Source organism: Streptomonospora arabica (assembly GCF_039531585.1).
Taxonomy (GTDB): Bacteria; Actinomycetota; Actinomycetes; order Streptosporangiales; family Streptosporangiaceae; genus Streptomonospora; species Streptomonospora halophila.
Genome location: NZ_BAAAQI010000009.1, coordinates 18,285 through 41,261 on the forward strand (window position 1 = coordinate 18,285; position 22,977 = coordinate 41,261).

The following is a 22,977-nucleotide window of genomic DNA, read 5'->3' on the forward strand; positions in this document are numbered from 1 at the left end:
TCGATCCCCATGGTCAGGCGCAGCCGGCTGGACGCCGAACTCGTCCGCCGCGGCCACGCGCGCTCGCGCGGCCACGCGGGCGAGCTGATCGAGGCCGGGCACGTGCTCGTCGGCGGCGTGCCGGCCGGCAAGGCCGCCACGCAGGTCGGCCTGGACCAGGCGATCGTGGTCAAGGCCCCCGAGGACGAGCCCGCCTACGTCTCGCGCGGCGCGCACAAGCTGGTGGGCGCGCTGGAGGCGTTCGGGATCGACGCCGCGGGCCGGCGCTGCCTGGACGCCGGCGCCTCCACCGGCGGTTTCACCGACGTGCTGCTGCGGCGCGGCGCCGCGTCGGTGGCCGCGGTCGACGTCGGGTACGGGCAGCTGGCGTGGTCGCTGCGCAGCGACGACAGGGTGGCCGTCGTCGAACGCTGCAACGTGCGCGACCTGGAGCCCGCGCAGGTGGGTGAACCATTGCCCGACCTGGTGGTGGGCGACCTGTCGTTCATCTCGCTGACGCTCGTGCTCGCACCCCTCGTGCGCTGCGCCGCGCCCGGCGCCGACTTCGCGATGATGGTCAAGCCCCAGTTCGAGGTCGGCAAGGAGCGGGTGGGCGCGGGCGGCGTGGTCCGCGAACCCGACCTGCGCGCCGAGGCGGTGCGCACCGTGGCCGAACGGGCCCGCGAGCTGGGACTGGGCACGGCGGGGGTCGCGGCGAGCCCGCTGCCGGGCCCCTCGGGCAACGTGGAGTACTTCCTCTGGCTGCGCGCGGGCGAGCCGCCGTTGTCGGAGGAGCGCCTGCGCCGCGCGGTGGCCGAGGGCCCGCAGTAGCGGACCCGGCCCACCGGGCCGCCCGGCGCCCGCGGCCGGAACCGCGGCCCGAACTGCGGCGCGCCGCGGCGCCCTGGGGCCGGGGCCGCGGCGCCCGCCCTCGGCCCCGGCGCCTGCCCGGTCGCAGCGGCGGACCGGTGAGCGCCGTGTGGCCGGTTCCGGCAGCCGCGGGGCCGCCGTCGACCGCTGCGCGGCGGAGCCGGGCAACCCCGAGCCGCTGGGGAAGGCGGTCTCCGACCTCGGCGGCGCGGGCACCGCCGTGGGCGTCGCGGGCAAGGCGCACGACGCCGAGCACCGCGACGAGGTCGTCCGGCGGACGCTTGCCGAGTTCGGCTGCATCGACGTCCTCGTCAACAACACGGGCACCAACCCCGTGTTCGACGCGATCGTCAACGCGGACCCCGCCGCGATGGCCAAGATCCGCCGCGCGGCGGAGCCGGGCCGGTGCGCGGTGCCGGATCCGAAGTCCATACTTCGAGTCAAGCGGGCCTTTCCCCTCCGGCGCCACCCCGGATCGGCGGATGTGGATAACGTCGTTGTGGGACACGCCCACCCAGGGCGGGTAGCGTGACCCGGCCGGTGCGAGCCGGTGCCGCGGACCCCGCACCGCCGGTCGCGCCGTGGCACGCCCGGGCCGCCGGCGGTCGAGGGCGGTGTTGCCAGGAGAAGTTGAGGAGACCCGATGACCAGCCCCGTATCGGACGGACGCAGCGTGCTGCTGCTGGCGCACACCGGCCGCGCGGCGGCCATGCGGAGCGCTCAACTGGTCCACCGCAGCCTCACCGAGGCGGGGCTGACCGTGCGGATGCTGGCCTCAGAGGTCGACGAACTGAAGCTGGCCGGCTGCGACCTCGACCCGGTCGAGGCGGTGGGCGGGCTCGACGCGGCCGAAGGCGCCGAGCTGGTGATGGTCCTGGGCGGCGACGGCACCCTGCTGCGCGCCGCGGAGATCGCGCGCCCCGCCGGCGCCCCGCTGCTGGGCGTCAACCTCGGGCATGTGGGCTTCCTCGCCGAGGCCGAGCGCGAGGACCTCGGCGCCACGGTGCGCAGCGTCGTCGACCGCGACTACGACGTCGAGGAGCGCATGACCCTCGACATCGCCGTCTACAACGGCGGCCGCAACGCCACCGCGCCCCCCGTGCGCACGTGGGCGCTGAACGAGGCCACTCTGGAGAAGGCCAGCGCCCGGCGGATGCTGGACATGGTCTTGGAGATCGACGGCCGCCCGCTGTCCCGCTGGGGCTGCGACGGCGTGGTGTGCGCCACACCGACCGGCTCGACCGCGCACGCCTTCTCCGCCGGCGGGCCCATCGTCTGGCCGGAGGTCGAGGCGCTGGTGATCGCTCCGATAAGCGCCCACGCCCTGTTCGCCCGGCCCATCGTGGTCTCGCCCGATTCCACCGTGGCCTTCGAAGTCGTTCCCGAGACCACGGCAGGCGTGCTCTGGTGCGATGGACGCCGTATGGTCGAATTGCCCGCAGGGGCACGAATCGAGGTGACCCGCGCTGAACTGCCGGTCCGCCTCGCGCGCCTGCAGCGGGCGCCGTTCACCGACCGGCTGGTGGCCAAGTTCGCCCTGCCGGTCGCCGGCTGGCGCGGGCGCTCCGAGTACGACGCCTAGCCGGCCGCCGAACGCAGACGCCTCGCCCGAGCGCGTCCCGACCGCAAGCACGCCAATGGTGAGCAGGAGAGGATTCGGTGCTCGAAGAAGTCCGCATCCGAGGTCTCGGCGTCATCGACGACGCCGTGCTGGAGCTGTCGCCCGGTCTCACCGTCGTCACCGGCGAGACCGGCGCCGGAAAGACCATGGTGGTGACCGGGCTGGGGCTGCTCTTCGGCGGCCGCGCCGACCCGCAGCGGGTCCGTCCGGGCTCCGACCGCGCGTCCGTTGAGGGGCGGCTGACCGTGCCCACGCGGGGCCGGGTCGCCGACCGCGTCGCCGAGGCGGGCGGCGAACTCGACGAGGACGTCCTCATCCTCACCCGGACCGTCTCCGCCGAGGGGCGCTCCCGCGCCACCCTGGGCGGACGCTCCGCGCCGGTGAGCGTGCTGTCCTACCTCGCCGACGACCTCATCGCCGTCCACGGCCAGTCCGACCAGCACCGCCTGCTGCGCCCCGAGCGCCAGCGCGCCGCCCTCGACCGCTACGCCGGCGAGCCGCTCGCCCGCGCGCTGCGCTCCTACACCGGCGCCTACCGCCGCCACCGCGAGGTCACCGCGTCGTTGGAGGAGCTGACCGCCCAGGCGCGCGAGCGCGCGCAGGAGGCCGACCTGCTGCGCTTCGGCGTGGAGGAGATCGCCGCGGCCGAACCGGTCTCGGGCGAGGACGCCGAACTGCTCGCCGAGGAGTCCCGCCTGGCCCACGCCGACTCGCTGCGCATGGCCGCAACCACCGCACACGAAGCCCTCACCGGCGACCCCGCCGCCGAGGTCCAGGCCGACGTGGTGGGCCTGCTGGCCGCCGCCCGCCAGGCGCTCACCGCGGTCCGCGAGCACGACACCTCCCTCGCCGCGGTCACCGACCGCCTGGACGAGGCCAGCTACGTGATCAGCGACGCCGCCACCGAGCTCGCCTCCTACGCCGAGTCCGTCGAGGCCGACCCCGCGCGCCTGGCCGCCGTCCAGGAGCGCCGCGCCCAGCTCGCCCAGCTCTCCCGCAAGTACGGCGAGACCACCGACGACGTGCTGGCCTGGGCCGAGGACGCCGCCAAGCGCCTCGCCGAGCTGGAGGGCGACGACGAGCGCATCGAGGGGCTGCACGCCGAGGAGGCCGAACTGCGTGAGCAGCTCACCGGCCTCGCCGACGAGCTGACCGAGCTGCGCGGCCGGGCCTCCGAGGACTTCGGCGCCGCTGTCACGGAGGAGCTCACCGCCCTGGCCATGCCGCACGCCCGGGTCAGCGTCAAGCTCACCACCGGCGAGGACTTCGGGCCGCACGGCCGCGACGACGTGGAGGTTCTGCTCGCCCCGCACCCCAGCGCACCGCCGCTGCCGCTGAACAAGGGCGCCTCCGGCGGTGAGCTGTCCCGCGTGATGCTGGCCATCGAGGTCGTCTTCGCCGGAGCCGACCCCGTGCCGACCTTCGTCTTCGACGAGGTCGACGCCGGCGTCGGCGGCAAGGCGGCGGTGGAGATCGGCCGCCGCCTGGCCCGGCTGGCGCGCAGCTCGCAGGTCATCGTCGTCACCCACCTGCCCCAGGTGGCCGCCTTCGCCGACGCGCACCTGGTGGTCGAGAAGTCCAGTGAGGGCATCGTGACCGAGAGCGGCGTCACCCGCCAGGACCGCGACGGCCGCACCCGGGAGCTGTCCCGGATGCTCGCCGGCCTGGAGGACTCCGAGCTCGGCCGCGCCCACGCCGAGGAGCTGCTGACGATCGCCTCCGCGGACCGGGAGGCCTGACCGCCCGCCGGTGCACCCGGGCGACGGCGCACCGGCCCGGGGCCGGACGGCCGCGCGCGGGGCGCCGCGCAGGCCTCCGCTGCGCCCCGAACGCACGATGTGTCCGGTAATGGTGCCGACACTCCGAGTAGTCGAACCTGCTCGGCGCGGGCGGGCGGCTGTGGCAGCATTCCGGCGATGAAGGTCCCGGAAGCGATCGGCGCCCGTCTCAGCCGGATCGGCCGCGCGCGAGGCGGCGGCTCCGACGGAGTCACCGCACCCGTCCGGTGCGACCGCCGGACCAAGCACCTCGCCAAACGGCTGCGGCCGGGCGACATCGCCGTCATCGACCACGTCGACCTCGACCGGGTCAGCGCCGAGGCGCTGCTCGACCGCGAGGTCGGCGCCGTCCTCAACACCGCGCCCAGCATCAGCGGGCGCTATCCCAACCTCGGGCCCCGGCTGATCGTCGACGCCGGGATTCCGCTGGTCGACGACGTCGACCCCGAGGTCTTCGCCCGCGTGCACGAGGGGGAGCGGCTGACTTTGGAAGGCGGCACCCTCCTGCGCGGCGGGAGCGTGCTGGCCACCGGGACGGTGCAGACGCCCGAGGGCGTCACCGCCGCGATGGACGCCGCCCGTGCGGGTATCGGGGTCCAACTGGAGGCGTTCGCCGCCAACACGGTGGAGTACCTGCGCAGCGAGCACGACCTGATCTTCGACGGGGTCGGCGTGCCCTCCGTGGCGACGCCCATGGAGGGACGGCACGTCCTCGTCGCCGTGCGCGGCTACCGCCACAGCGAGGACATCGCCGCCCTGCGCTCCTACATCCGCGAGTTCCGCCCGGTGCTGATCGGTGTCGACGGCGGCGCCGACACGCTCATCGAGGCCGGCCACCGGCCCGACATCGTGATCGGCGACTTCGACTGCGTCTCCGACGAGGCGCTCTCGGGCGGCGCCGAACTCGTGGTGCACGCCGGCCGCGACGGTCGCGCCTCCGGCCTCAAGCGGGTGCGCGGCCTCGGCCGCGAGGCGGCCGCCTTCCGCGGGGCCTGCACGGCCGAGGACGCCGCGATGCTGCTCGCCGACGACGCCGGGGCGTCGCTCATCGTGCTCGCCGGCAGCCACTCCGACCTGGAGGAGTTCCTCGACCGGGGCCGCGCCGCCATGGCGGGCATGTTCCTCACCCGGCTGCGCGTGGGCGGCAAGCTCGTCGACGCCCGGGGCGCCGCCCGGCTCCACCGCAGCCGCATATCACCGTGGTCGCTGCTCGCGCTGGCGGGCGCCGCCCTGCCGGCCGTGGTCGTGGCGGCCTTCACCGCGCCGGCCGGGGTCGGCTACGCCGACCTGCTCGCGCCGCGCTGGCACGTCCTCGCCGAGTACGCCTACAGGCTGACGGGACTGTTCACGTGATCGACTTCCGCTACCACCTGGTGTCCGTCATCGCCGTCTTCCTCGCCCTGGCGGTGGGTATCGCGCTGGGCGGCGCCCTGCTGCGCGGCCCGCTGACGGCGGCGCGGGGCGACGGCGCCAAACAACCGCCCGAGGGGGGAGAGCGCCCGCACTCGGGGGACGACCTCGCTGAACGGCTGAGCGCCGGCGGCGACCGGCTCGCCGACGCCTACGCCGGTGCGATCCTGCACGACCGCCTGGCCGGGGTCAGCGTCGCCGTGGTCGAGGCGCCCGGCACCGACCGCAAGCTGCGCGAGGGTGTCGTCGAACGCATCGAGCAGGCCGGCGGCACCGTGCCGGGGCGCCTGGCCCTCACCGACACCTACCTGGACACCGGTGAGGCCGTCTTCGTGCGCGAGCTGACCGACCAGCTCGCCGCGGACGCCGGCCTGCCCCAGGGCAGCGCCTACGACCGCGCCGGAGCGCTGCTGGGCGGCGCGCTGCTGCGATCCGGAGGCGCCGAGTCCGCAGGGGGCGGCTCCGACTCCGGCTCCGAATCCGGCTTCGACGCCGCGGCCGCCCTCGCGGGCTTCGCCGAAGCGGGCATGCTCAGCGTCCACGGCGAGCCCGCGGACGCCGCCGACCTCGCCGTGGTGCTCGCACCGGACGGTCCGCTGGCCGCCGGATCCGGTGCGGCCTCCGCGTCGGCGTCGGCGGGCCCCGGCGACGGCTCGGCCGCCGACAGGGCCATGCTCGACACCGCCGCAGCGCTGCACCGCTCCGGCGAGGCGGCGGTGCTCGTCGGCGGCCCCGACTCCGCGGGCCCGGGCGGCCTCGTCCGCCGCGCCCGCGCCGAGCAGGCCCCCTACACCACCGTCGACGCCGCCGGGCGCAGCGCGGGCGACGTCGCCGCCGCCCTGGCGGTGGCCGCCGCGGCCGAGGGCCGCACCGGCGCCTACGGGGTGGCCGAGGGCGCCGAAGCCTTCCTTCCTGCACCGCTGCCCGGCTCGCCCGGCGCGGACGGCGGGCCGGACAGCGCCGGCGGCGCCGAGGAGGCGGACGGCGAAGGGAAGCCCGACAGCGGCGGCGGTTCACCGGAGCCGGCCCTCGACCCGCACCGCCGCCCCGACCGGTCCTGAACGGCCGTACGCTCCGGCCGAACGGGCCGCCGGGCGCGCGGCGCCCCGTTCCGTCCGACGCGCCGCGGGCAGCGGGCCGCCGCCCCGCAGCACGAACCGGGCCGGTCGCCCGGGGCGGTCACCGCACCGCCGCACCGGCCCCGGGCGCCGCGCCGGATGCCGGGCCCGCACACCGGGGACCGCCCGCGACCGCCACGCACCCGAAGCCCCCGAGTACACCGAGGACACCGGCGATGGCCCCGATTCCGTCTGCGCACCGCATCCCGGGCTTGCGCGAGCGCCTGCGCGCCGCCCGGGCCGGGCTCGCCGGCGCAGCGCTCGGCGCAGCCGGAGCGCGCATCGCCTACCGGATCCTCCGCCGCCCGCCGCAGCGCGGCACCGTCGACGACGTCTTCCGCACCGCAGAGCACACCCGCGACGTCTGGTACCGCACCACCCCCCGCGGCGAGAACGTCACCCTGCTCGAAGGACCCGCGCTGGCCTTCGGCGTCTGCGCGGGCGCCGCCCTGGCGCCCCGAACGCCGCGCAGCGTTCGCGCCGCGGTGGTGCTGGCGGCCGCCGGATCGGCCGCCTTCGGCGCCTACGGCGACCTCTCCGGCGGCTTCGGCGGCCGCGGCGCGGCGGCGCACATCGCCGCCCTGGCCCGCGGCCGTATCACCACCGGGGCGGTCCAGGCCGCCGGAACCGGCGCGGCCGGTCTCGCCGCCGGCGCGGTCCTGGGCCGGGGTGCGACAGCGGGGGCGCTGGCCGACGGCGCCCTGATCGCCGGAGCCGCGAACCTCGCGCACCTGCTCGACACCGGGCCGGGCCGCGCGGCCCGCTTCGCGCTGCTGGCGGGAGCGCCCCTGCTGTGCGGCCGCGCCGCCGGCGTCGCCGGGGCCGCACTCGGCGCGGCGGCGGCGCTGCTGCCCGAGGACCTGGCCGAGCGCGCCGCGCCGGGCGGCCTCGGCGCGAGGGCGCTGGGCGCCGCCGTGGGAACCGCGGCGGCCGCACCGCCGCCCTGTGCGCCGTCGCCGCGCTGACCGCGGCGGCGGGGTACGCCGGCAGCGACGGCGCACGCGCACCGGGAGGCCTCCTCCGCCGCCTCGGCCGGCGGGGCCGCAATGCCGCGCACGCGCCCGGACCGGTTGCGGCCCGTGCGCCGGTGCCGGGCGAGGGCCGCCCGCGGACCGGAGCCCCGCAGGAGCGCGCCGGGCCCCGGCACCGTTCCGCGCGTTCGAGCACCCGCTCCGCCCGCTTCGGCCCGGCGGGGGGCCCGGGCGCGCCCGGGCCGGAGGCTCCTCCCGCCGGGCGCGGCGGCACGGGAGCAGGCGGCGGATACGCGTAGGTCCGCCGTTTCGGGACAGTCGTCCCACAGGAAACGGTGCAGCGTCTCGCCTACTCCAGGCCTGTGACCAGGAGGGATCGTCGAGTGAATTCTTCGCCGCAGGGCCCGAGCCGTTCCTCCCGGGCGGCCCCGGTGGCATCATGGACGTATAGGGGGAACCTTCGCGCCGCCCCGCGCGTTGGCTCCTTCGGCAATTGCGAGGGGAGTATCCCTTACGCGGCGGCGTCGTCACCACGGTGGGCCCATGAGCGCACCCGGTGCCGCCGGTCCAGTCGGGCCCCCGTTCGGGGAGCCCTGTCCGGGCGGGAAAGACCTCCGGTGTACACGTGTGCCCGCAGCTCCACGGCACGGGCACGGCAACCGGAGGAGTAGTCCGTGGACATTCCGCTGTGGGTATGGCTGGCCACGATCGGTGGGATGATCGCCATCCTGGTGATCGACCTCGCGATCGTCGACCACCCCTGGAGCAAGAAGTCCGGCCCGCGCGAGTTCGGCATGAAGCAGGCGGCCTGGTGGGCCGTCTTCTACATCGGGATCGCCATCCTCTTCGGGCTGGGGCTGTGGTACTTCGGCGGCACGACGGTCGCCGGCGAGTACTTCGCCGGCTTCCTCACCGAGAAGAGCCTCAGCGTCGACAACCTGTTCGTCTTCTACCTGATCATGAGCGCCTTCGCGGTGCCCCGCAAATACCAGCACGAGGTGCTGCTGGTGGGCATCGTGATCGCCCTGATCATGCGCGGCGTGTTCATCGTGATCGGCGCGCAGATGATCAACGCGTTCAGCGAGGTCTTCTACGCGTTCGGCGCCCTGCTGATCTACACCGCCGTGAAGATCGTCCACGACCACGTCAAGGGCGGCGACGAGGACAAGGACTTCACCGACACCTTCGCCGCGCGGATGGTGCGCAAGTTCTGGCCGGTCACCGAGGACTACCACGGAGCCCGCCTGACGGTGAAGCTGAACGGCCGCCGCCACGTGACGCCCATGCTCATGGTGATCGTGGCGATCGGCGTGACCGACCTGATGTTCGCCGTCGACAGCATCCCGGCGATCTTCGGCCTGACCCAGGACCCCTACCTGGTCTTCACCGCCAACGCCTTCGCGCTGCTGGGGCTGCGCCAGCTCTACTTCCTGCTGGCGGGGCTGATGGACCGGCTCGCCTACATCAGCTGGGGCCTCGCCTTCATCATGGTCTTCATCGGCGTGAAGATGATCCTGCACGCGCTGCACGAGAACCACGTCCCCGTACCAGAGATCGGCACCGGGCTGTCGCTGGGCGTCATCACCGGCGTGATGGTGATCACGGTCGTGGCCAGCCTGATGCGCTCGCGCGGCCGGCTCGGCGACGGCGACAAGTCCAAAAGCGTGACGTCGGGCTCGACCTCGGAATGAGCGCCGATCGAACGGCTGTTCGGCTATAGTGTGTTCCCCCGGCGGTCCGCCGCCGGGGGCGGTGCCCGATGCGGAAGTTTCTCCGGCGCCGAGTCGTTACCGTAAAGGGCCGGGGCCCGGCGGCGCCCTGCGCCGATACCGCATTCCCCGGCGAGCCGCAGCGCGCCCGGCGCGGGCCCGGGCCTTGCGTGCGCCGCCGCACGCGCGAGCCGAAGCCGAAGGGTGAAGAAAGCACATGGCCGACGAGCTGGTGATCCGGGGCGCCCGGGAGCACAACCTCAAGGACGTCAAGGTCGACCTCCCGCGCGACTCCATGATCGTGTTCACCGGCCTGTCCGGGTCGGGCAAGTCCTCCCTCGCCTTCGACACCATCTTCGCCGAGGGCCAGCGCCGATACGTGGAGTCGCTGTCCGCCTACGCCCGCCAGTTCCTCGGGCAGATGGACAAGCCCGACGTCGACTTCATCGAGGGGCTCTCGCCCGCGGTGTCCATCGACCAGAAGTCCACCAGCCGCAACCCCCGCTCCACCGTCGGCACCATCACCGAGGTCTACGACTACATGCGGTTGCTGTGGGCGCGCATCGGCGTCCCGCACTGCCCCCGCTGCGACCGCGAGATCGCGCGCCAGACACCCCAGCAGATCGTCGACCGGGTGCTGGAGCTGCCCGAGGGCACCAGGTTCCAGGTGCTGGCGCCCGTCGTGCGCGGACGCAAGGGCGAGTACGTCGAGCTGTTCAAGGACCTGCAGACCAAGGGCTTCACCCGCGCGATGGTCGACGGCGCGATGGTGCGCCTGGACGAGGCGCCGACCCTCAAGAAGTACGAGAAGCACGACATCTCGGTGGTCGTCGACCGGCTCACCGTCAAGGAGTCGGCCAAGAAGCGGCTGACCGACTCGGTCGAGACCGCGCTGCAGCTGGCCGGCGGCACCATCGTGCTCGACTTCGTCGACGAGGCCGAGAACAGCGCCGAGCGCGAGAAGGTGTTCTCCGAGCACCTCTACTGCCCCTACGACGACCTCTCCTTCGAGGAGCTGGAACCCCGCTCGTTCTCGTTCAACTCGCCCTACGGCGCCTGCCCCGACTGCGCCGGCCTCGGCACCCGCATGGAGGTCGACTCCGAGCTGCTGGTGCCCGACCCCGCCAAGACGCTCAACGAGGGCGCCATCGCGGTCTGGGCCAACGGCCACGCCCTGGAGTACTTCGGGCGGCTCATCCAGGCGGTGGGCGACGCGGTCGGCTTCGACATGGACACCCCCTGGGAGCGGCTGCCCAAGGCGGGGCGCAAGGCGCTGATGGAGGGCCACGAGACCCAGGTCCACGTGCGCTACCGCAACCGCTACGGCCGCACGCGCTCCTACTACACCGGCTTCGAGGGCGTCATCCCCTGGGTGAAGCGCCGCCACGCCGAGAGCGAGAGCGACACCGGGCGCGAGCGCCTCGAGGGCTACATGCGCACCGTGCCCTGCCCCACCTGCGACGGCCGCCGCCTCAAGCCCGTCGTGCTGGCGGTGACCGTGGGCGGCGCCTCCATCGCCGAGGTCAGCGCGCTGCCCCTGAGCGAGTGCGCCGAGTTCCTGCGCGACCTCAAGCTCAGCGAGCGCGAGCAGGTCATCGCCGCCCAGGTGCTCAAGGAGATCAACGCGCGGATGGGATTCCTGCTCGACGTCGGCCTGGACTACCTCAGCCTGGAGCGGCCCGCCGGGTCGCTGTCGGGCGGCGAGGCCCAGCGCATCCGGCTGGCCACCCAGATCGGCTCCGGGCTCGTGGGCGTGCTCTACGTCCTGGACGAGCCCTCCATCGGCCTGCACCAGCGCGACAACTTCCGGCTGCTGGACACCCTGCGGCGGCTGCGCGACATCGGCAACACCCTCATCGTCGTCGAGCACGACGAGGACACCATCCGCCAGGCCGACTGGGTCGTCGACATCGGCCCCGGCGCCGGCGAGCACGGGGGCGACGTCGTCGTCTCCGGCACCGTCGCCGACCTGCTCGCCAGCCGGTCCTCCATCACCGGCGACTACCTCACCGGCCGGCGCAGCATCGAGATGCCCAAGACCCGCCGCCCGCGGGTCAAGGGCCGCGAGCTGGTGGTCAAGGGCGCCCGCGAGAACAACCTGCACGACCTCGACGCGTCGTTCCCGCTGGGCGTGTTCACCGCGGTCACCGGCGTCTCGGGCTCGGGCAAGTCCACCCTGGTCAACGAGATTCTCTACAAGGCCCTGGCCAAGGAGCTGCACGGCGCGAAGGCGGTGCCCGGCCGCCACACCCGCGTCAACGGCCTCAACCAGGTCGACAAGATCGTCCACGTCGACCAGAGCCCCATCGGGCGCACCCCCCGGTCCAACCCCGCCACCTACTCCGGGGTCTTCGACCACATCCGCAAGCTGTTCGCGCAGACCACCGAGGCCAAGGTGCGCGGCTACCAGCCGGGCCGGTTCTCCTTCAACGTCAAGGGCGGCCGCTGCGAGGCGTGCGCGGGCGAGGGGACCATCCGCATCGAGATGCAGTTCCTGCCCGACGTCTATGTGCCCTGCGAGGTCTGCCACGGCGCCCGCTACAACCGCGAGACGCTGGACGTGCACTACAAGGGCAAGTCCATCGCCGAGGTGCTCGACATGCCCATCGAGGAGGCCCTGGACTTCTTCGAGCCCATCTCGGCCATCCGCCGGCACATGCAGACCCTCAACGACGTCGGACTCGGGTACGTCCGCCTGGGCCAGCCCGCGACCACCCTCTCCGGCGGCGAGGCCCAGCGCGTGAAGCTCGCCTCCGAGCTGCAGCGCCGCTCCACCGGGCGCACCGTCTACGTGCTCGACGAGCCCACGACCGGACTGCACTTCGAGGACATCCGCAAGCTGCTGGGCGTGCTCGACCGGCTCGCCGACAGCGGCAACACGGTCATCGTCATCGAGCACAACCTCGACGTCATCAAGACCGCCGACTACGTGCTCGACATGGGGCCCGAGGGCGGGTCGCGCGGCGGAACCGTCGTCGCCGCCGGCACCCCCGAGGAGGTCGCGAAGGTCGAGGAGTCCTACACCGGGCGGTTCCTCGCCAAGCTCGTATAGTCCTCCCAGCGCCGACCGCCGGCGCGTCCGCCCAGGAGGAGGAGCCCGACCATGAGTGAGGACACCCCCGCCGAGCGCCCGGCCGGGCTCGCACGGCGCGTGGCCGCCAGGCTGATCGACGTCGTCGTGCTCGCCGGCATCGCGATGCTGTTCTCTGCGCTGGTGGTCACCACCGTGCCCGGGGCCGAGAACCCGGCGCGCATGGAGATGCTGCCGGGGCTCATCCTCTCGGTGGGGCTGTTCGTGCTCTACCTCGCCTACGAGGCCGCCTTCACCGCCGTCTACGGCGCCACCCCCGGCAAGCTCTACCTGCGGCTGCGCGTCGTCGCCGCCGACCCCGCCGTCGGCGCGCCGCGCGCGCCGGTCTCCGCGGTGCTCAAGCGCTCGGTCGTCCTCTACGTCTCCGTGCTGCTCAACTTCGTTCCGGTCGTGAACTACCTCTCGCTCATGGTGTCCGTGTACGCCGTGATCTCCGCGTTCGTCGACCGCCCGCGGCACCGCGGACTGCACGACAAGGCGGGCGGGACCGCGGTCGTCACCGGGCCGTCCGGCGCCCCCGACCAACGCGGGGGCGGGCGCTCCGGCCGATAGGGTCGAACCGCCGCCGATTCAGGCGGCACGCAAGGAGGTACAGGTCCCGATGAGCTTCCCGCCGCCGTGGAACGACGGTCCCGCCGCGCCCGGGCACACCGACCGGCCGCCGCCCTACCGGCCGCAGCCCCCGCCGTACGTGCCGCCCGCCGGCGCCGCGGCCCCGGGCGGGGAGCGGGAGCGCCACCGGCCGGCCTCGTGGGGAGAGCGCGCCGTCGCCCGGTTGATCGACGTGCTGGCGGTGGGGATCCCCGTCGTCGTCATCGCGGTGCTCGTATCGATGGTGTGGGCGGGCGCGCAGACCCTGTCGGGCTACGGCGCCGCCGCCGAGCGCAACGCCGGGATCGTCTACGGGATCGTCGGGTTCGTCATGTTCGTGGCCTACGAGACCGTGTGCGTCCACAGGTGGCGCCGGACCCTGGGCAAGCATCTGATGCGGCTGCAGGTGGCGCCGCTGAGCGGCGCGGGGCGCCAGGGGCCCATCCCGATGGCGTCGATGCTGGCGCGGGCCGCGGTGTTCAACCTGGCGAACCTGGCCGCCGCGAGCGTCGGGTGGGCGCTCCTGTGCTTCCTGCTGATGCTCGTGCCGTGCATCCTGTGGCCGCTGTGGGACCGCCCCCACCACCAGGCCCTCCACGACAAGATCGCCGGCACCGTCGTCGTGCGCACGGGCTGAGGCCGGCCGGCTGGTGTCACCCTCAAGCAGTTCTCGTGCTGGCTCGGCGCAGCTGAGGAGTCCCTGCCTCAGCGGTGGCAGCGGATCGGCCGGATGATGCCGGCCCGGCGTCGCGCCGCAAGCCCCGCTACGACGAGGCGGTCTGATCCCGCACGGCAACGCGCCCCGGCCTTCCCGAGTGGGAGGGCAGGGGCGCTCTCGTCATGTCCTGGGTCAGGCGTCGGCGAGTTCGATTCCATCGCGAGTCAGGCCGCGAGTCGTCTTGAACTCTGGCCAGGACTCGGTGCCCCCGCCTGCCGCATGCAGGGCGGTTCGCACCGTGTTCAGGAAGAACATGGCCGCGTCGTTTCCGGTCTCGGCCTCGATCACCATCGACACGTTCATGGTCCGATCAGTGAGGCTGGCAGCAACGTCAGAGTCGCTGATGTTCTCATTGACGTCCTCAAGCTCAAAGAGTTCGTCGGTGACGGAGTCTGTGAAGGAGTCGAAGTTCTCGGAGGTGTCGAGCCCATCGGGGGCGGTGAAGCCCAGGCCGGTTGTGAGGTGGAACTTCACGTCAGTCCTCCCAGCAGGTAGCGCGCCTGAGTTGGCCTTTGGCGTTCCTCAGGTAGTTGGGGTCTGAGGGCGTGAGGCGGATGGTCTTCTTACACTTCCGTGGGCACGGACAGTAAAGTTTAAAGTACTTTCCGTCTACAACGCGCCATCCCTTGTTCTCCGCGTCTCGTAGCAGGGCTTCAAACTCGCGGTCAGGGTGCCTGCGACGTCCCAATGCCCGTCCGTTCAGTCTAGATTGCCCGAATTTCCCTGGCGCGAGCGGGGTGGGGCGTCACAGCAATGACTTACCCAACACGGTCAGGTAGGACACGAGTTTGTAGGGATCCTCCCGCGCGCATGCGCGGTTGACCGGATGCGGCCAACGTCGCCCCCTCGCCGAACCTGCCCCACCGGCGCGGGGGCGGCGGGCCGCGCCGGTGGGAAGACATGGACGGTCCCCGCGCGGCTGGCTGGATCACGTTTGGAACCCGGCGTAGAACCACGGGCTGGTGCCGTCGTCGGGACCGTCCTGGTAACGGTGCGGGTGCCGCAGGTCGGGCTCGGAGGCCGCTGTGCGCCTTGTGGTGCCCGGTCGCACACGGCATCATCGTTGTACTACAGTTTGTAGTAATGAGGCGAGCCGAGGAGAGGAGCGGTGTCATGTGCGCGGGGCTGGGGTGCGCCGGCGGGATCAGCAGGCGCAGGCTGATCGGTGCTGCGGGAGCCGCCGGCGCCGCCGCGCTCGGCGCGGCCGCCTGCGGATCCGGCGAGGGCGGGCCCGCGCCCCACGACGCGCTGCGGGGGACCGTGGTGGCCCAGACCGGCGACATCCCGGTGGGCGGGGGAGACGTCGTCATCAAGGGCAAGCTGGTCGTCACCCAGCCGGAGAAGGGCGACTTCAAGGCGTTCAGCGCCGTGTGCACGCACGCGGGCTGCACGATCCAGGAGGTCGAGCGCAACATCCACTGCCTGTGCCACGGCAGCGAGTTCGACATCGCCACCGGCGAGGTGCGCCACGGTCCGGCCGACAGCCCGTTGGAGGAGCTGTCGATCACCGTCGACGGCACCGACATCGTCCTCGACGAGAAGGAGCGGGGGGCCTAGTCCCCCCGCCTCCGGCCGGGTCCGCGGAACCGGCCGATGCCGGCTCAGCCGTCGGCGTCGGAGGAGCCGTCGCCGTCGCGGGTGTGCGAGCCGCCCTGGGGGCCGGCCGTGAGGGAGCCGTCCGGGCCGGGCGACCCGGTCTGCTCGGCGCGGGGGCGGCGGACCGCGGAGTCGGGGAACACCGCGGCGTAGGGCTCAGCCTCCTGGGCGGTGAGGAACTCGGTGCGGCGGCGGGGCAGCGCGTGGGGGATGTACTCGTTGATGTAGGTGATCAAGTGCTCGCGCAGGTCGCAGCACAGGTCCCAGCGGGCGTCGGAGTCGGCGGTGGTGACCACCGCCCGCAGCTGTACGATCCCGTCGTCGAGGATGTCGGTGGCCTGCAGGGACCAGCGGCGGCCGTCCCAGAGGGGGTGGTGGTTGACGTACTCGCCGACCTCCTCGCGGATCTTGCCGATGGGGGCCTCCCAGTCGACCTGGAACAGCACCCATCCGGTGATGGAGGCGCCGTGCTTGGTCCAGTTCTCGAAGGGGGTGGTCGCGAAGTAGGAGACCGGTACCACCAGGCGGCGCTCGTCCCACATGCGGATGGTCACCATGGTGAGGCTGAGCTCCTCCACGCGTCCCCACTCGCCCTGGAAGACCACGATGTCGTTGATCCGCAGCGCGTTGCTGAACGCCAGCTGCAGGCCGGCGAAGATGTTGCCGAGGGTGGACTGCGCGGCTATGCCGGCCACGACCGACAGCAGTCCGGCCGAGGCCAGGAGTCCGGCGCCCAGCCCCTGGACCGCGGGGAAGGTGAACAGGATCGCCGCGAGGGCCAGCACGCCGATGATCGTCGCGACGATGCGCCGCAGCAGGCGCACCTGGGTCTGCAGCCGCCGCGAGTGGTGGTCGTCGTCGCCGTTGTTGGCGGCGAGCCGGTCCAGCACCGTGTCGGTCACGGCATAGGCCACCCCCAGCGCGAACCACGTCATCGTGCCGATCATCAGGATCGTCATGAAGTGGTCGATGATCGGGAAGAGCGCCCTGTCGGTCATCTCGTCCCGGTCGGGCAGGGAGATGTTGACGCCGACGACCACCGCGGCCGCATAGGCCGAGACCCGGCAGTGCCGGACCAGCGGCGTGGCCAGCGGCGACACCTTGGTGAGCTGGTGGGTGAGCACCCAGTGCGCCACCGTCACCACGAGGACCGCGATCAGGACGGCGACGCCGATCCCGGTCCACTGCGTGAAGCTCACGGATAGAGCCCCCCTCGCTCTCAGATGATGCGGTCGGTATCCGCCAAACTAGACTACGCGGATACCGAATCGTGACGTTTAGTCCGTGATCAAGCCCATGCGCGGTCGGGTCCGGGCAACCGCCCACAGCTTAGACGCGGGTGCCCGGCTGACCCCCGGAACCGGCCGCACAACGGGCCTTTGGTCCCCTTAGCGGTCGTCCACAGGCCGCCCGTCGAGTGGCCGAGCACCCCTGCGGCCGATCACAATGGAGTCATGGCAGCCCAACCCCACCTTCGTCCCCGCCCCGGTTCGATCCCCACTTCGCCGGGGGTCTACCGGTTCCGCGACGGCAACGGGCGGGTCATCTACGTGGGCAAGGCGAAGAACCTGCGCGCGCGGCTCTCGTCCTACTTCCAGGACTTCGCGGCGCTGCACCCCCGCACCCAGACGATGGTCTCGACCGCCGCCGACGTCGACTGGACGGTGGTGGGCACCGAGGTCGAGGCCCTCCAGCTGGAGTACTCCTGGATCAAGGAGTACGACCCCCGGTTCAACGTCAAGTACCGCGACGACAAGAGCTACCCCTACCTCGCGGTCACCATGAACGAGGACGTCCCCCGCGTCCAGGTCATGCGCGGCGCCAAGCGCAAGGGGGTGCGCTACTTCGGCCCCTACGGCCACGCCTGGGCCATCCGCGAGACCGTCGACCTGCTGCTGCGCGTCTTCCCCGTGCGCACCTGCTCGGCGGGGGTCTTCCGCAGCGCCCGCAACGCCGGGCGCCCCTGCCTGCTGGGCTACATCGACAAGTGCTCGGCGCCCTGCGTGGGCCGCGTCGACGCCGAGGAGCACCGCCGCCTCGCCGAGGACTTCTGCTCCTTCATGGCCGGCGACACCAGCCGCTTCATCCGCAGGCTGGAGCAGCGCATGCGCGAGTCCGCCGCGGACCAGGAGTACGAGAAGGCCGCGCGCATCCGCGACGACATCCAGGCGCTGCGCACGGCGCTGGAGAAGCAGGCGGTCGTGCTGGGCGACTCCACCGACTGCGACGTCATCGCCCTGGCCGAGGACCAGTTGGAGGCGGCCGCCCAGGTCTTCTACGTCCGCGGCGGGCGCATCCGCGGCCAGCGGGGCTGGGTCGTCGACAAGGTCGAGGACGTGGGCACCGGTGAGCTCGTCGAACGCTTCCTCGCCCAGACCTACGGCAACGGCGGCGAGCCGGACGGACGGGCCGACGGCGGCGACGGCCCCGGCGGCGCGGCCATCCCCCGCGAGGTCCTGGTCTCGGCCGAGCCGGCCGACCGCGACGCCGTGGTCGAATGGCTCAGCGAGCGCCGCGGCTCCGCCGTCGACCTGCGGGTCCCTCAGCGGGGCGACAAGAGGACCCTGCTGGAGACCGTCGCCAAGAACGCCGACCAGGCGCTGGCCCGGCACAAGACCCAGCGCGCCGGCGACCTCACCACGCGCAGCCGTGCGCTGAGCGAGATCCAGGAGGCGCTGGGCCTCGACGAGGCTCCGCTGCGCATCGAGTGCTTCGACGTGTCCAACCTCATGGGCGAGCACGTGGTGGCCTCCATGGTGGTGTTCGAGGACGGCCTGGCCCGCAAGTCGGAGTACCGCCGCTTCAGCATCCGCGGCTCCGGGCGCGCCCAGGGGGCCGAGCAGAACGACGTCGCATCGATGTACGAGGTCCTCAAGCGCCGGTTCGCCCGCTACCTCGAGGAGAGCCGCCGCACCGGCGAGCTCGACCGGCTCGGCGCCGGGGCCGAGGAGGACGAGGGCGCCGCCGCCCCGGCCGCCGGGGGCGCCGGCGGGGCCGACCCGGCGGGCGCTCCCGGCGCCGCCCCCGAGGCCGAATCCGACCGGCAGGCGCCGTCCAAGTTCGCCTATCCCCCTAACCTGGTAGTGGTCGACGGGGGCCGGCCGCAGGTCCAGGCCGCGCGGCGGGCCCTGGACGACCTCGGCATCGACGACATCGCGGTGTGCGGGCTGGCCAAGCGGCTGGAGGAGGTGTGGCTGCCCGACGACGACGATCCGGTGATCCTGCCGCGAACGGGCGAAGGGCTCTACATGCTCCAGCGCGTTCGCGACGAGGCCCACCGGTTCGCCATCACCTACCACCGCCAGAAGCGCGCCAAGGCGCTCACCGGCAGCGCACTCGACGAGGTGCCCGGCCTGGGGCCGGCGCGGCGCAGCGCGCTGCTCAAGCACTTCGGGTCGGTCAAGAAGCTGGCGGCGGCCACTGAGGAGGAGATCGCCCGGGTGCCCGGCATCGGCAAGACCACAGCCGGAGTCATCCACGCGCGGCTCTCCGGCCAGGAGCGGGAAGGAAACCATGACAGGGGCGGGGTCCGCACGGGGGAAAGCGGCGCGGCAGACGGAAGTGGTCAGCACAATGGGGGATGAACAGCCGACGGGCAGTCTCAGCGGAGAGCTCCCGCCCGAGATCGTCGTCGTCACCGGCATGTCGGGCGCCGGCCGCAGCACCGCCGCCCGCGCACTCGAGGACCTGGACTGGTTCGTTGTCGACAACCTGCCGCCGGGGCTCCTGCCGACCATGATCGACCTGGCCGGGCGCACCGAGGGGGCGGTGCCGCGGGTGGCCGCGGTCGTCGACGTGCGCAGCATGGCCTTCACCGAGGACCTGCTCTCCACGGTCGAGGAGCTGCGCGGGCGCGGGATCACCGCCCGCGTGGTGTTCCTGGAGGCCGGCGACGACGCCCTGGTGCGCCGTTTCGAGAGCGTGCGGCGCCCCCACCCGCTGCAGGGCGACGGCCGCCTCACCGACGGCATCGCCCGCGAGCGCGAGACCCTGCGCGCCGTCCGCGGCGCCGCCGACCTGGTCATCGACACGTCCCAGCTCAACGTCCACCAGCTCAAGGCCAGGGTCATCGGCTTCTTCGGCGAGGCGGAGGAGGCGCGCCCGCGCGCCAACCTGGTGTCGTTCGGCTACAAGCACGGCCTGCCGGTGGACGCCGACCTCGTGCTGGACTGCCGCTTCCTGCCCAACCCGCACTGGGTCCCCGAACTCCGGGCGATGAACGGGCGCGACGCTCCGGTGCGCGAGTACGTGCTGGCCCAGACCGGCGCGAAGGAGATGATCGACTCCTACACCGAGGTGCTGCGCCTGATGATCGAGGGGTACCAGCGCGAGGGCAAGCACTACATGACCTTCGCCGTCGGCTGCACCGGCGGCAAGCACCGCAGCGTGGCCATGGCCGAGCAGTTCGGCGAGCGGCTGCGCGAGCAGGGGCTCGAAGTCCACGTCGTCCACCGCGATCTCGGCCAGGAATGAGGCGGCCGGTCCCCGCGGACCCGGCGGCGAACGCGAACCAGGACGGACGCCGGCGGGGCACGCTCTAGCATTGGCCCGATCGCGCCCGCCGCAGACCCGATGACGAGGTACCCACAGGCACATGTCAGACAACTTCCCCGCCGACAGCGGCGGGAGCCCGGCAGACGCCGCGGCCGCCGGGGCCGCGGCCGACGATCCTCCGGGCGTGAGCCCGCCGCGAGTCGTGGCGCTGGGCGGAGGGCACGGCCTGCACGCCTCGCTGTCCGCGCTGCGCCGGGTCACCACCGACGTGACCGCCGTCGTGACCGTGGCCGACGACGGCGGTTCCAGCGGGCGGCTGCGCGAGGAGCTCGGCGTGCTGCCGCCGGGCGACCTGCGCATGGCGCTCGCGGCGCTGTGCGGCGACGACGAGTGGGGCCACACCTGGAGCGAGGTCGTCCAGCACCGCTTCCGCTCCGAGGGCCAGCTGCACGGCCACGCGGTGGGCAACCTGCTCATCGTGGCGCTGTGGGAGCTGCTGGGCGATTCCGTGGCCGGACTGGACTGGGTGGGCCAGCTGCTCGGCGCGCACGGCCGCGTCCTGCCGATGTCCTCGGTCCCGCTGGACATCGTCGCCGAGGTCGAGGGAGCCGATCCCGCGCACCCCTTCGAGATCAGCACGGTCCGCGGCCAGGTGGCCTGCGCCAGCACCCGCGGCCGTGTGCGGTCGATCTCGCTGGTGCCCGAGGCGCCCCCGGCCTCGCACCAGGCGGTCAAGGCGGTGCGCGAGGCCGACTGGGTCGTCTTCGGTCCCGGTTCCTGGTTCACCAGCGTTCTGCCGCACCTGCTGGTGCCCGAACTCGCCGAGGCCCTGGTCGAGACGCGGGCCCGCCGCATGGTCGCGCTGAACCTCTCGCCGCAGAAGGGCGAGACCGACGGCTTCCGGCCCGAGACCTACCTGGAGGTGCTGGCCGCGCACGCGCCGCGCCTGGGTATCGACGCGGTCCTGGCCGACAGCGGGGTCGTCGGCGACACCACCAGGGTCGGCGAGGTCGCCAAGGAGATGGGCGGCCGGCTGGTCGTGCGCGACGTGGCGGCCGGCGACGGCTCGCCGCGCCACGATCCCGACCTGCTCGCCGCCGCCTTCGACGACGTCTTCCGGGACTGACCGCGCCCGCGTCCGCGCAGGGCACCGCGGGCGGGCGCGGGCCCGTGCGCGCGGGGCCCGCATGCGGGAGGTTGGCACGGTGCGTGAGCGGGCATGCAGCCGACGTGGGCGAACAGCAGGCCGGCGACGGCGGCGGAGTCGACATCCGCCTCATCCGCGTGCGCGACACCCTCGGCCAGGACCCGCCCGGCCGCGCGTTCCTGGTCGACCGGCTGTGGCCGCGCGGGGTGCGCAAGACGTCCCTGCACTACGACGCGTGGTTGCAGGACGTGGCGCCGAGTACGGAGCTGCGCCGGTGGTTCCACGCCGAACCCGGCCGGTGGGAGGAGTTCGCCGAGCGCTACCGCGCCGAGCTTGCCGACAACCCCGAGGCCCTGCGCCCCCTCCGCGACGCCCTCGCCGAGGGGACCGTCACCCTGCTCCACGGCGCGAGCGACACCGAGCACAACCACGCCGTGGTGCTGCGCGACCACCTGCTGGCGACCCGGGGCGAGGCGGCCGGGCAGCAGTAGGCCGCCGCCCGCCCGGTCCGCGGGTGCGTGCCCCGGGCGCCCCCGCTCGCCCTCCCGCACCGGTGCCGGGCGCCTGGAGGCGGCCGCCGGCCCTCCGCCGAGGGGCGGCCCATCCCACAGCGGACGCGGGCAGACCGATCGGACGCGCCGCCCCTTTCGGCAGAGACCGGCACGGATCGGAAAACGCGACTCGCCGTGACGAGCAGGGATTTTGGACACGCGGCCGAGGGCGTGGCCACGGCCCTTGCGTTCAGTACGCTCGGGGAGGAGGAGCGCACGGTCGGCGGGCCGCGCTGGTATGTGGAGTTCGAGTAGCGAGGGGACGGCGTCCATGGCGATGACCGGCGTGGTGAAGGACGAGTTGAGCCGGCTGACCGTTCTCAAGCCGTGTTGCCGCAAGGCCGAGGTCTCCACGATCCTCCGCTTCACGGGAGGGCTGCACCTGGTCAGCGGCCGCATCGTGATCGAGGCCGAGCTCGACACCGGCGCGGCGGCGCGCCGGCTGCGCAAGGACATCTCCGAGGTCTTCGGCCACGAGTCCGAGGTCGTCGTGCTCTCGCCCAGCGGCCTGCGCAAGGGCAACCGCTACGTCGTGCGGATCATCAAGGACGGCGAGAGCCTCGCCCGCCAGACCGGGCTCATCGACAACAACGGCCGCCCGGTGCGCGGCCTGCCCCGGCACGTGGTCGCCGGCGGCGCCTGCGACGCCGAGTCCGCCTGGCGCGGCGCCTTCATCGCGCACGGCTCGCTCACCGAGCCGGGCCGCTCGATGTCGCTGGAGGTCACCTGCCCCGGCCCCGAGGCCGCGCTCGCGCTGGTGGGCGCCGCTCGCCGGCTCAAGGTGCAGGGCAAGGCGCGCGAGGTCCGCGGCGTCGACCGGGTGGTCGTGCGCGACGGCGACTCCATCGGGGCGCTGCTGACCCTGCTGGGGGCGCACGAGAGCGTGCTGACCTGGGAGGAGCGCCGGATGCGCCGCGAGGTCCGCGCCACGGCCAACCGGCTCGCCAACTTCGACGACGCCAACCTGCGCCGCAGCGCCCGCGCGGCGGTGGCGGCGGGCGCCCGGGTCGAGCGGGCCCTGGAGATCCTGGGCGACGAGGCGCCCGACCACCTGGTGGCCGCGGGCCGGCTGCGCCTGGCGCACAAGCAGGCGTCGCTGGAGGAGCTGGGCCAGCTGTCGTCGCCGCCGCTGACCAAGGACGCGATCGCCGGGCGCATCCGCCGGCTGCTGGCGATGGCCGACAAGCGCGCCGTCGACCTGGGCATCGACGGTACGGACGCGAACCTGACCGCCGACATGCTGGTGCCCTGACACGGTCCGCGCCTCCGGGTCGGATGCGCCGCCGGTGTTGGCTTTTGTGAGCACGGAAGCCGACCGGGAAACTTCGGAAAA

Annotated in this window: 19 protein-coding genes; 17 read left to right on the forward strand and 2 right to left on the reverse strand. The window is 73.3% G+C overall.

All coding sequences use genetic code 11. From position 1 onward, the window contains the following. The first annotated feature begins 9 nt into the window (after window positions 1–9). The 11 genes from ABD284_RS15815 (at window position 10) to ABD284_RS15865 (ending at window position 13,775) form a co-directional block, all read left to right on the forward strand. Complete coding sequence (locus ABD284_RS15815; protein ID WP_344144010.1) at window positions 10–810, forward strand: TlyA family RNA methyltransferase; 801 nt, start codon at window positions 10–12, stop codon at window positions 808–810. Between the two features lie 148 nt (window positions 811–958). Continuing rightward, entirely contained in the window at window positions 959–1,381 is a 423-nt protein-coding gene (locus ABD284_RS15820) for an SDR family oxidoreductase (RefSeq protein WP_344144012.1), read from the forward strand. 111 nt (window positions 1,382–1,492) lie between these two features. Beyond that, on the forward strand, window positions 1,493–2,431 hold the full coding sequence (locus tag ABD284_RS15825; protein ID WP_344144014.1) for an NAD kinase: 939 nt from the start codon (window positions 1,493–1,495) through the stop codon (window positions 2,429–2,431). A gap of 77 nt (window positions 2,432–2,508) precedes the next feature. Beyond that, the gene (recN, locus tag ABD284_RS15830; RefSeq protein ID WP_344144016.1) at window positions 2,509–4,209 is read left to right on the forward strand and encodes a DNA repair protein RecN; all 1,701 of its coding nucleotides are present in this window, start codon (window positions 2,509–2,511) and stop codon (window positions 4,207–4,209) included. Between the two features lie 177 nt (window positions 4,210–4,386). Continuing rightward, window positions 4,387–5,601, forward strand: a complete 1,215-nt coding sequence (gene steA, locus ABD284_RS15835) for a putative cytokinetic ring protein SteA (protein ID WP_344144018.1) — start codon at window positions 4,387–4,389, stop codon at window positions 5,599–5,601. Further along, complete coding sequence (locus ABD284_RS15840) at window positions 5,598–6,719, forward strand: copper transporter (RefSeq protein ID WP_344144020.1); 1,122 nt, start codon at window positions 5,598–5,600, stop codon at window positions 6,717–6,719. Before steA ends, ABD284_RS15840 begins: the two co-directional genes overlap by 4 nt. 233 nt (window positions 6,720–6,952) lie before the next feature. After that, window positions 6,953–7,741, forward strand: a complete 789-nt coding sequence (locus tag ABD284_RS15845; protein ID WP_344144022.1) for a hypothetical protein — start codon at window positions 6,953–6,955, stop codon at window positions 7,739–7,741. 680 nt (window positions 7,742–8,421) lie between these two features. Next, window positions 8,422–9,438: a TerC family protein gene (locus ABD284_RS15850; protein ID WP_344144024.1), complete on the forward strand. Its 1,017-nt coding sequence runs from the start codon at window positions 8,422–8,424 to the stop codon at window positions 9,436–9,438. A gap of 235 nt (window positions 9,439–9,673) precedes the next feature. Beyond that, entirely contained in the window at window positions 9,674–12,508 is a 2,835-nt protein-coding gene (gene uvrA, locus ABD284_RS15855) for an excinuclease ABC subunit UvrA (RefSeq protein ID WP_344144027.1), read from the forward strand. 51 nt (window positions 12,509–12,559) lie between these two features. Continuing rightward, window positions 12,560–13,099 (forward strand): RDD family protein, encoded by a 540-nt coding sequence (locus ABD284_RS15860; protein ID WP_344144029.1) that lies wholly within the window; start codon window positions 12,560–12,562, stop codon window positions 13,097–13,099. Window positions 13,100–13,148: 49 nt separating this feature from the next. Further along, window positions 13,149–13,775 (forward strand): RDD family protein, encoded by a 627-nt coding sequence (locus ABD284_RS15865; RefSeq protein ID WP_344144032.1) that lies wholly within the window; start codon window positions 13,149–13,151, stop codon window positions 13,773–13,775. Window positions 13,776–13,988: 213 nt separating this feature from the next. Here ABD284_RS15865 and ABD284_RS15870 read toward each other — a convergent pair whose 3' ends face one another. Further along, window positions 13,989–14,330, reverse strand: coding sequence for a hypothetical protein (locus tag ABD284_RS15870; RefSeq protein ID WP_344144034.1), 342 nt, complete (start codon window positions 14,328–14,330; stop codon window positions 13,989–13,991). 669 nt (window positions 14,331–14,999) lie between these two features. Between ABD284_RS15870 and ABD284_RS15875 the strand changes: the two genes are divergently transcribed. Then, window positions 15,000–15,413: a Rieske (2Fe-2S) protein gene (locus ABD284_RS15875; protein ID WP_344144346.1), complete on the forward strand. Its 414-nt coding sequence runs from the start codon at window positions 15,000–15,002 to the stop codon at window positions 15,411–15,413. Window positions 15,414–15,457: 44 nt separating this feature from the next. Here ABD284_RS15875 and ABD284_RS15880 read toward each other — a convergent pair whose 3' ends face one another. Beyond that, window positions 15,458–16,651, reverse strand: a complete 1,194-nt coding sequence (locus ABD284_RS15880) for a mechanosensitive ion channel family protein (RefSeq protein WP_344144037.1) — start codon at window positions 16,649–16,651, stop codon at window positions 15,458–15,460. A 255-nt stretch (window positions 16,652–16,906) separates the two neighbouring features. Between ABD284_RS15880 and uvrC the strand changes: the two genes are divergently transcribed. From uvrC to whiA, 5 genes are all read left to right on the forward strand, one after another. Next, entirely contained in the window at window positions 16,907–19,036 is a 2,130-nt protein-coding gene (uvrC, locus tag ABD284_RS15885) for an excinuclease ABC subunit UvrC (protein WP_344144039.1), read from the forward strand. Next, window positions 19,026–19,925, forward strand: coding sequence for an RNase adapter RapZ (rapZ, locus tag ABD284_RS15890; RefSeq protein ID WP_344144042.1), 900 nt, complete (start codon window positions 19,026–19,028; stop codon window positions 19,923–19,925). The genes uvrC and rapZ overlap by 11 nt, the downstream gene beginning before the upstream one ends. 121 nt (window positions 19,926–20,046) lie before the next feature. Beyond that, complete coding sequence (locus tag ABD284_RS15895; RefSeq protein ID WP_344144044.1) at window positions 20,047–21,072, forward strand: gluconeogenesis factor YvcK family protein; 1,026 nt, start codon at window positions 20,047–20,049, stop codon at window positions 21,070–21,072. 83 nt (window positions 21,073–21,155) lie between these two features. After that, complete coding sequence (locus ABD284_RS15900) at window positions 21,156–21,584, forward strand: DUF488 domain-containing protein (RefSeq protein ID WP_344144046.1); 429 nt, start codon at window positions 21,156–21,158, stop codon at window positions 21,582–21,584. A 331-nt stretch (window positions 21,585–21,915) separates the two neighbouring features. Next, the gene (gene whiA / locus ABD284_RS15905) at window positions 21,916–22,896 is read left to right on the forward strand and encodes a DNA-binding protein WhiA (protein ID WP_344144048.1); all 981 of its coding nucleotides are present in this window, start codon (window positions 21,916–21,918) and stop codon (window positions 22,894–22,896) included. The last annotated feature ends 81 nt before the right edge of the window (window positions 22,897–22,977 follow it).

Excerpts from the sequence above, each read along its gene's own strand:
- ABD284_RS15815 (WP_344144010.1), top strand. The coding sequence starts at position 10 with ATGGTCAGGCGCAGCCGGCTGGACGCCGAACTCGTCCGCCGCGGCCAC.
- ABD284_RS15825 (WP_344144014.1), top strand. The coding sequence starts at position 1,493 with ATGACCAGCCCCGTATCGGACGGACGCAGCGTGCTGCTGCTGGCGCAC.
- steA (WP_344144018.1), top strand. The coding sequence starts at position 4,387 with ATGAAGGTCCCGGAAGCGATCGGCGCCCGTCTCAGCCGGATCGGCCGC.
- ABD284_RS15845 (WP_344144022.1), top strand. The coding sequence starts at position 6,953 with ATGGCCCCGATTCCGTCTGCGCACCGCATCCCGGGCTTGCGCGAGCGC.
- uvrA (WP_344144027.1), top strand. The coding sequence starts at position 9,674 with ATGGCCGACGAGCTGGTGATCCGGGGCGCCCGGGAGCACAACCTCAAG.
- ABD284_RS15860 (WP_344144029.1), top strand. The coding sequence starts at position 12,560 with ATGAGTGAGGACACCCCCGCCGAGCGCCCGGCCGGGCTCGCACGGCGC.
- ABD284_RS15865 (WP_344144032.1), top strand. The coding sequence starts at position 13,149 with ATGAGCTTCCCGCCGCCGTGGAACGACGGTCCCGCCGCGCCCGGGCAC.
- uvrC (WP_344144039.1), top strand. The coding sequence starts at position 16,907 with ATGGCAGCCCAACCCCACCTTCGTCCCCGCCCCGGTTCGATCCCCACT.
- rapZ (WP_344144042.1), top strand. The coding sequence starts at position 19,026 with ATGGGGGATGAACAGCCGACGGGCAGTCTCAGCGGAGAGCTCCCGCCC.
- ABD284_RS15895 (WP_344144044.1), top strand. The coding sequence starts at position 20,047 with ATGTCAGACAACTTCCCCGCCGACAGCGGCGGGAGCCCGGCAGACGCC.
- whiA (WP_344144048.1), top strand. The coding sequence starts at position 21,916 with ATGGCGATGACCGGCGTGGTGAAGGACGAGTTGAGCCGGCTGACCGTT.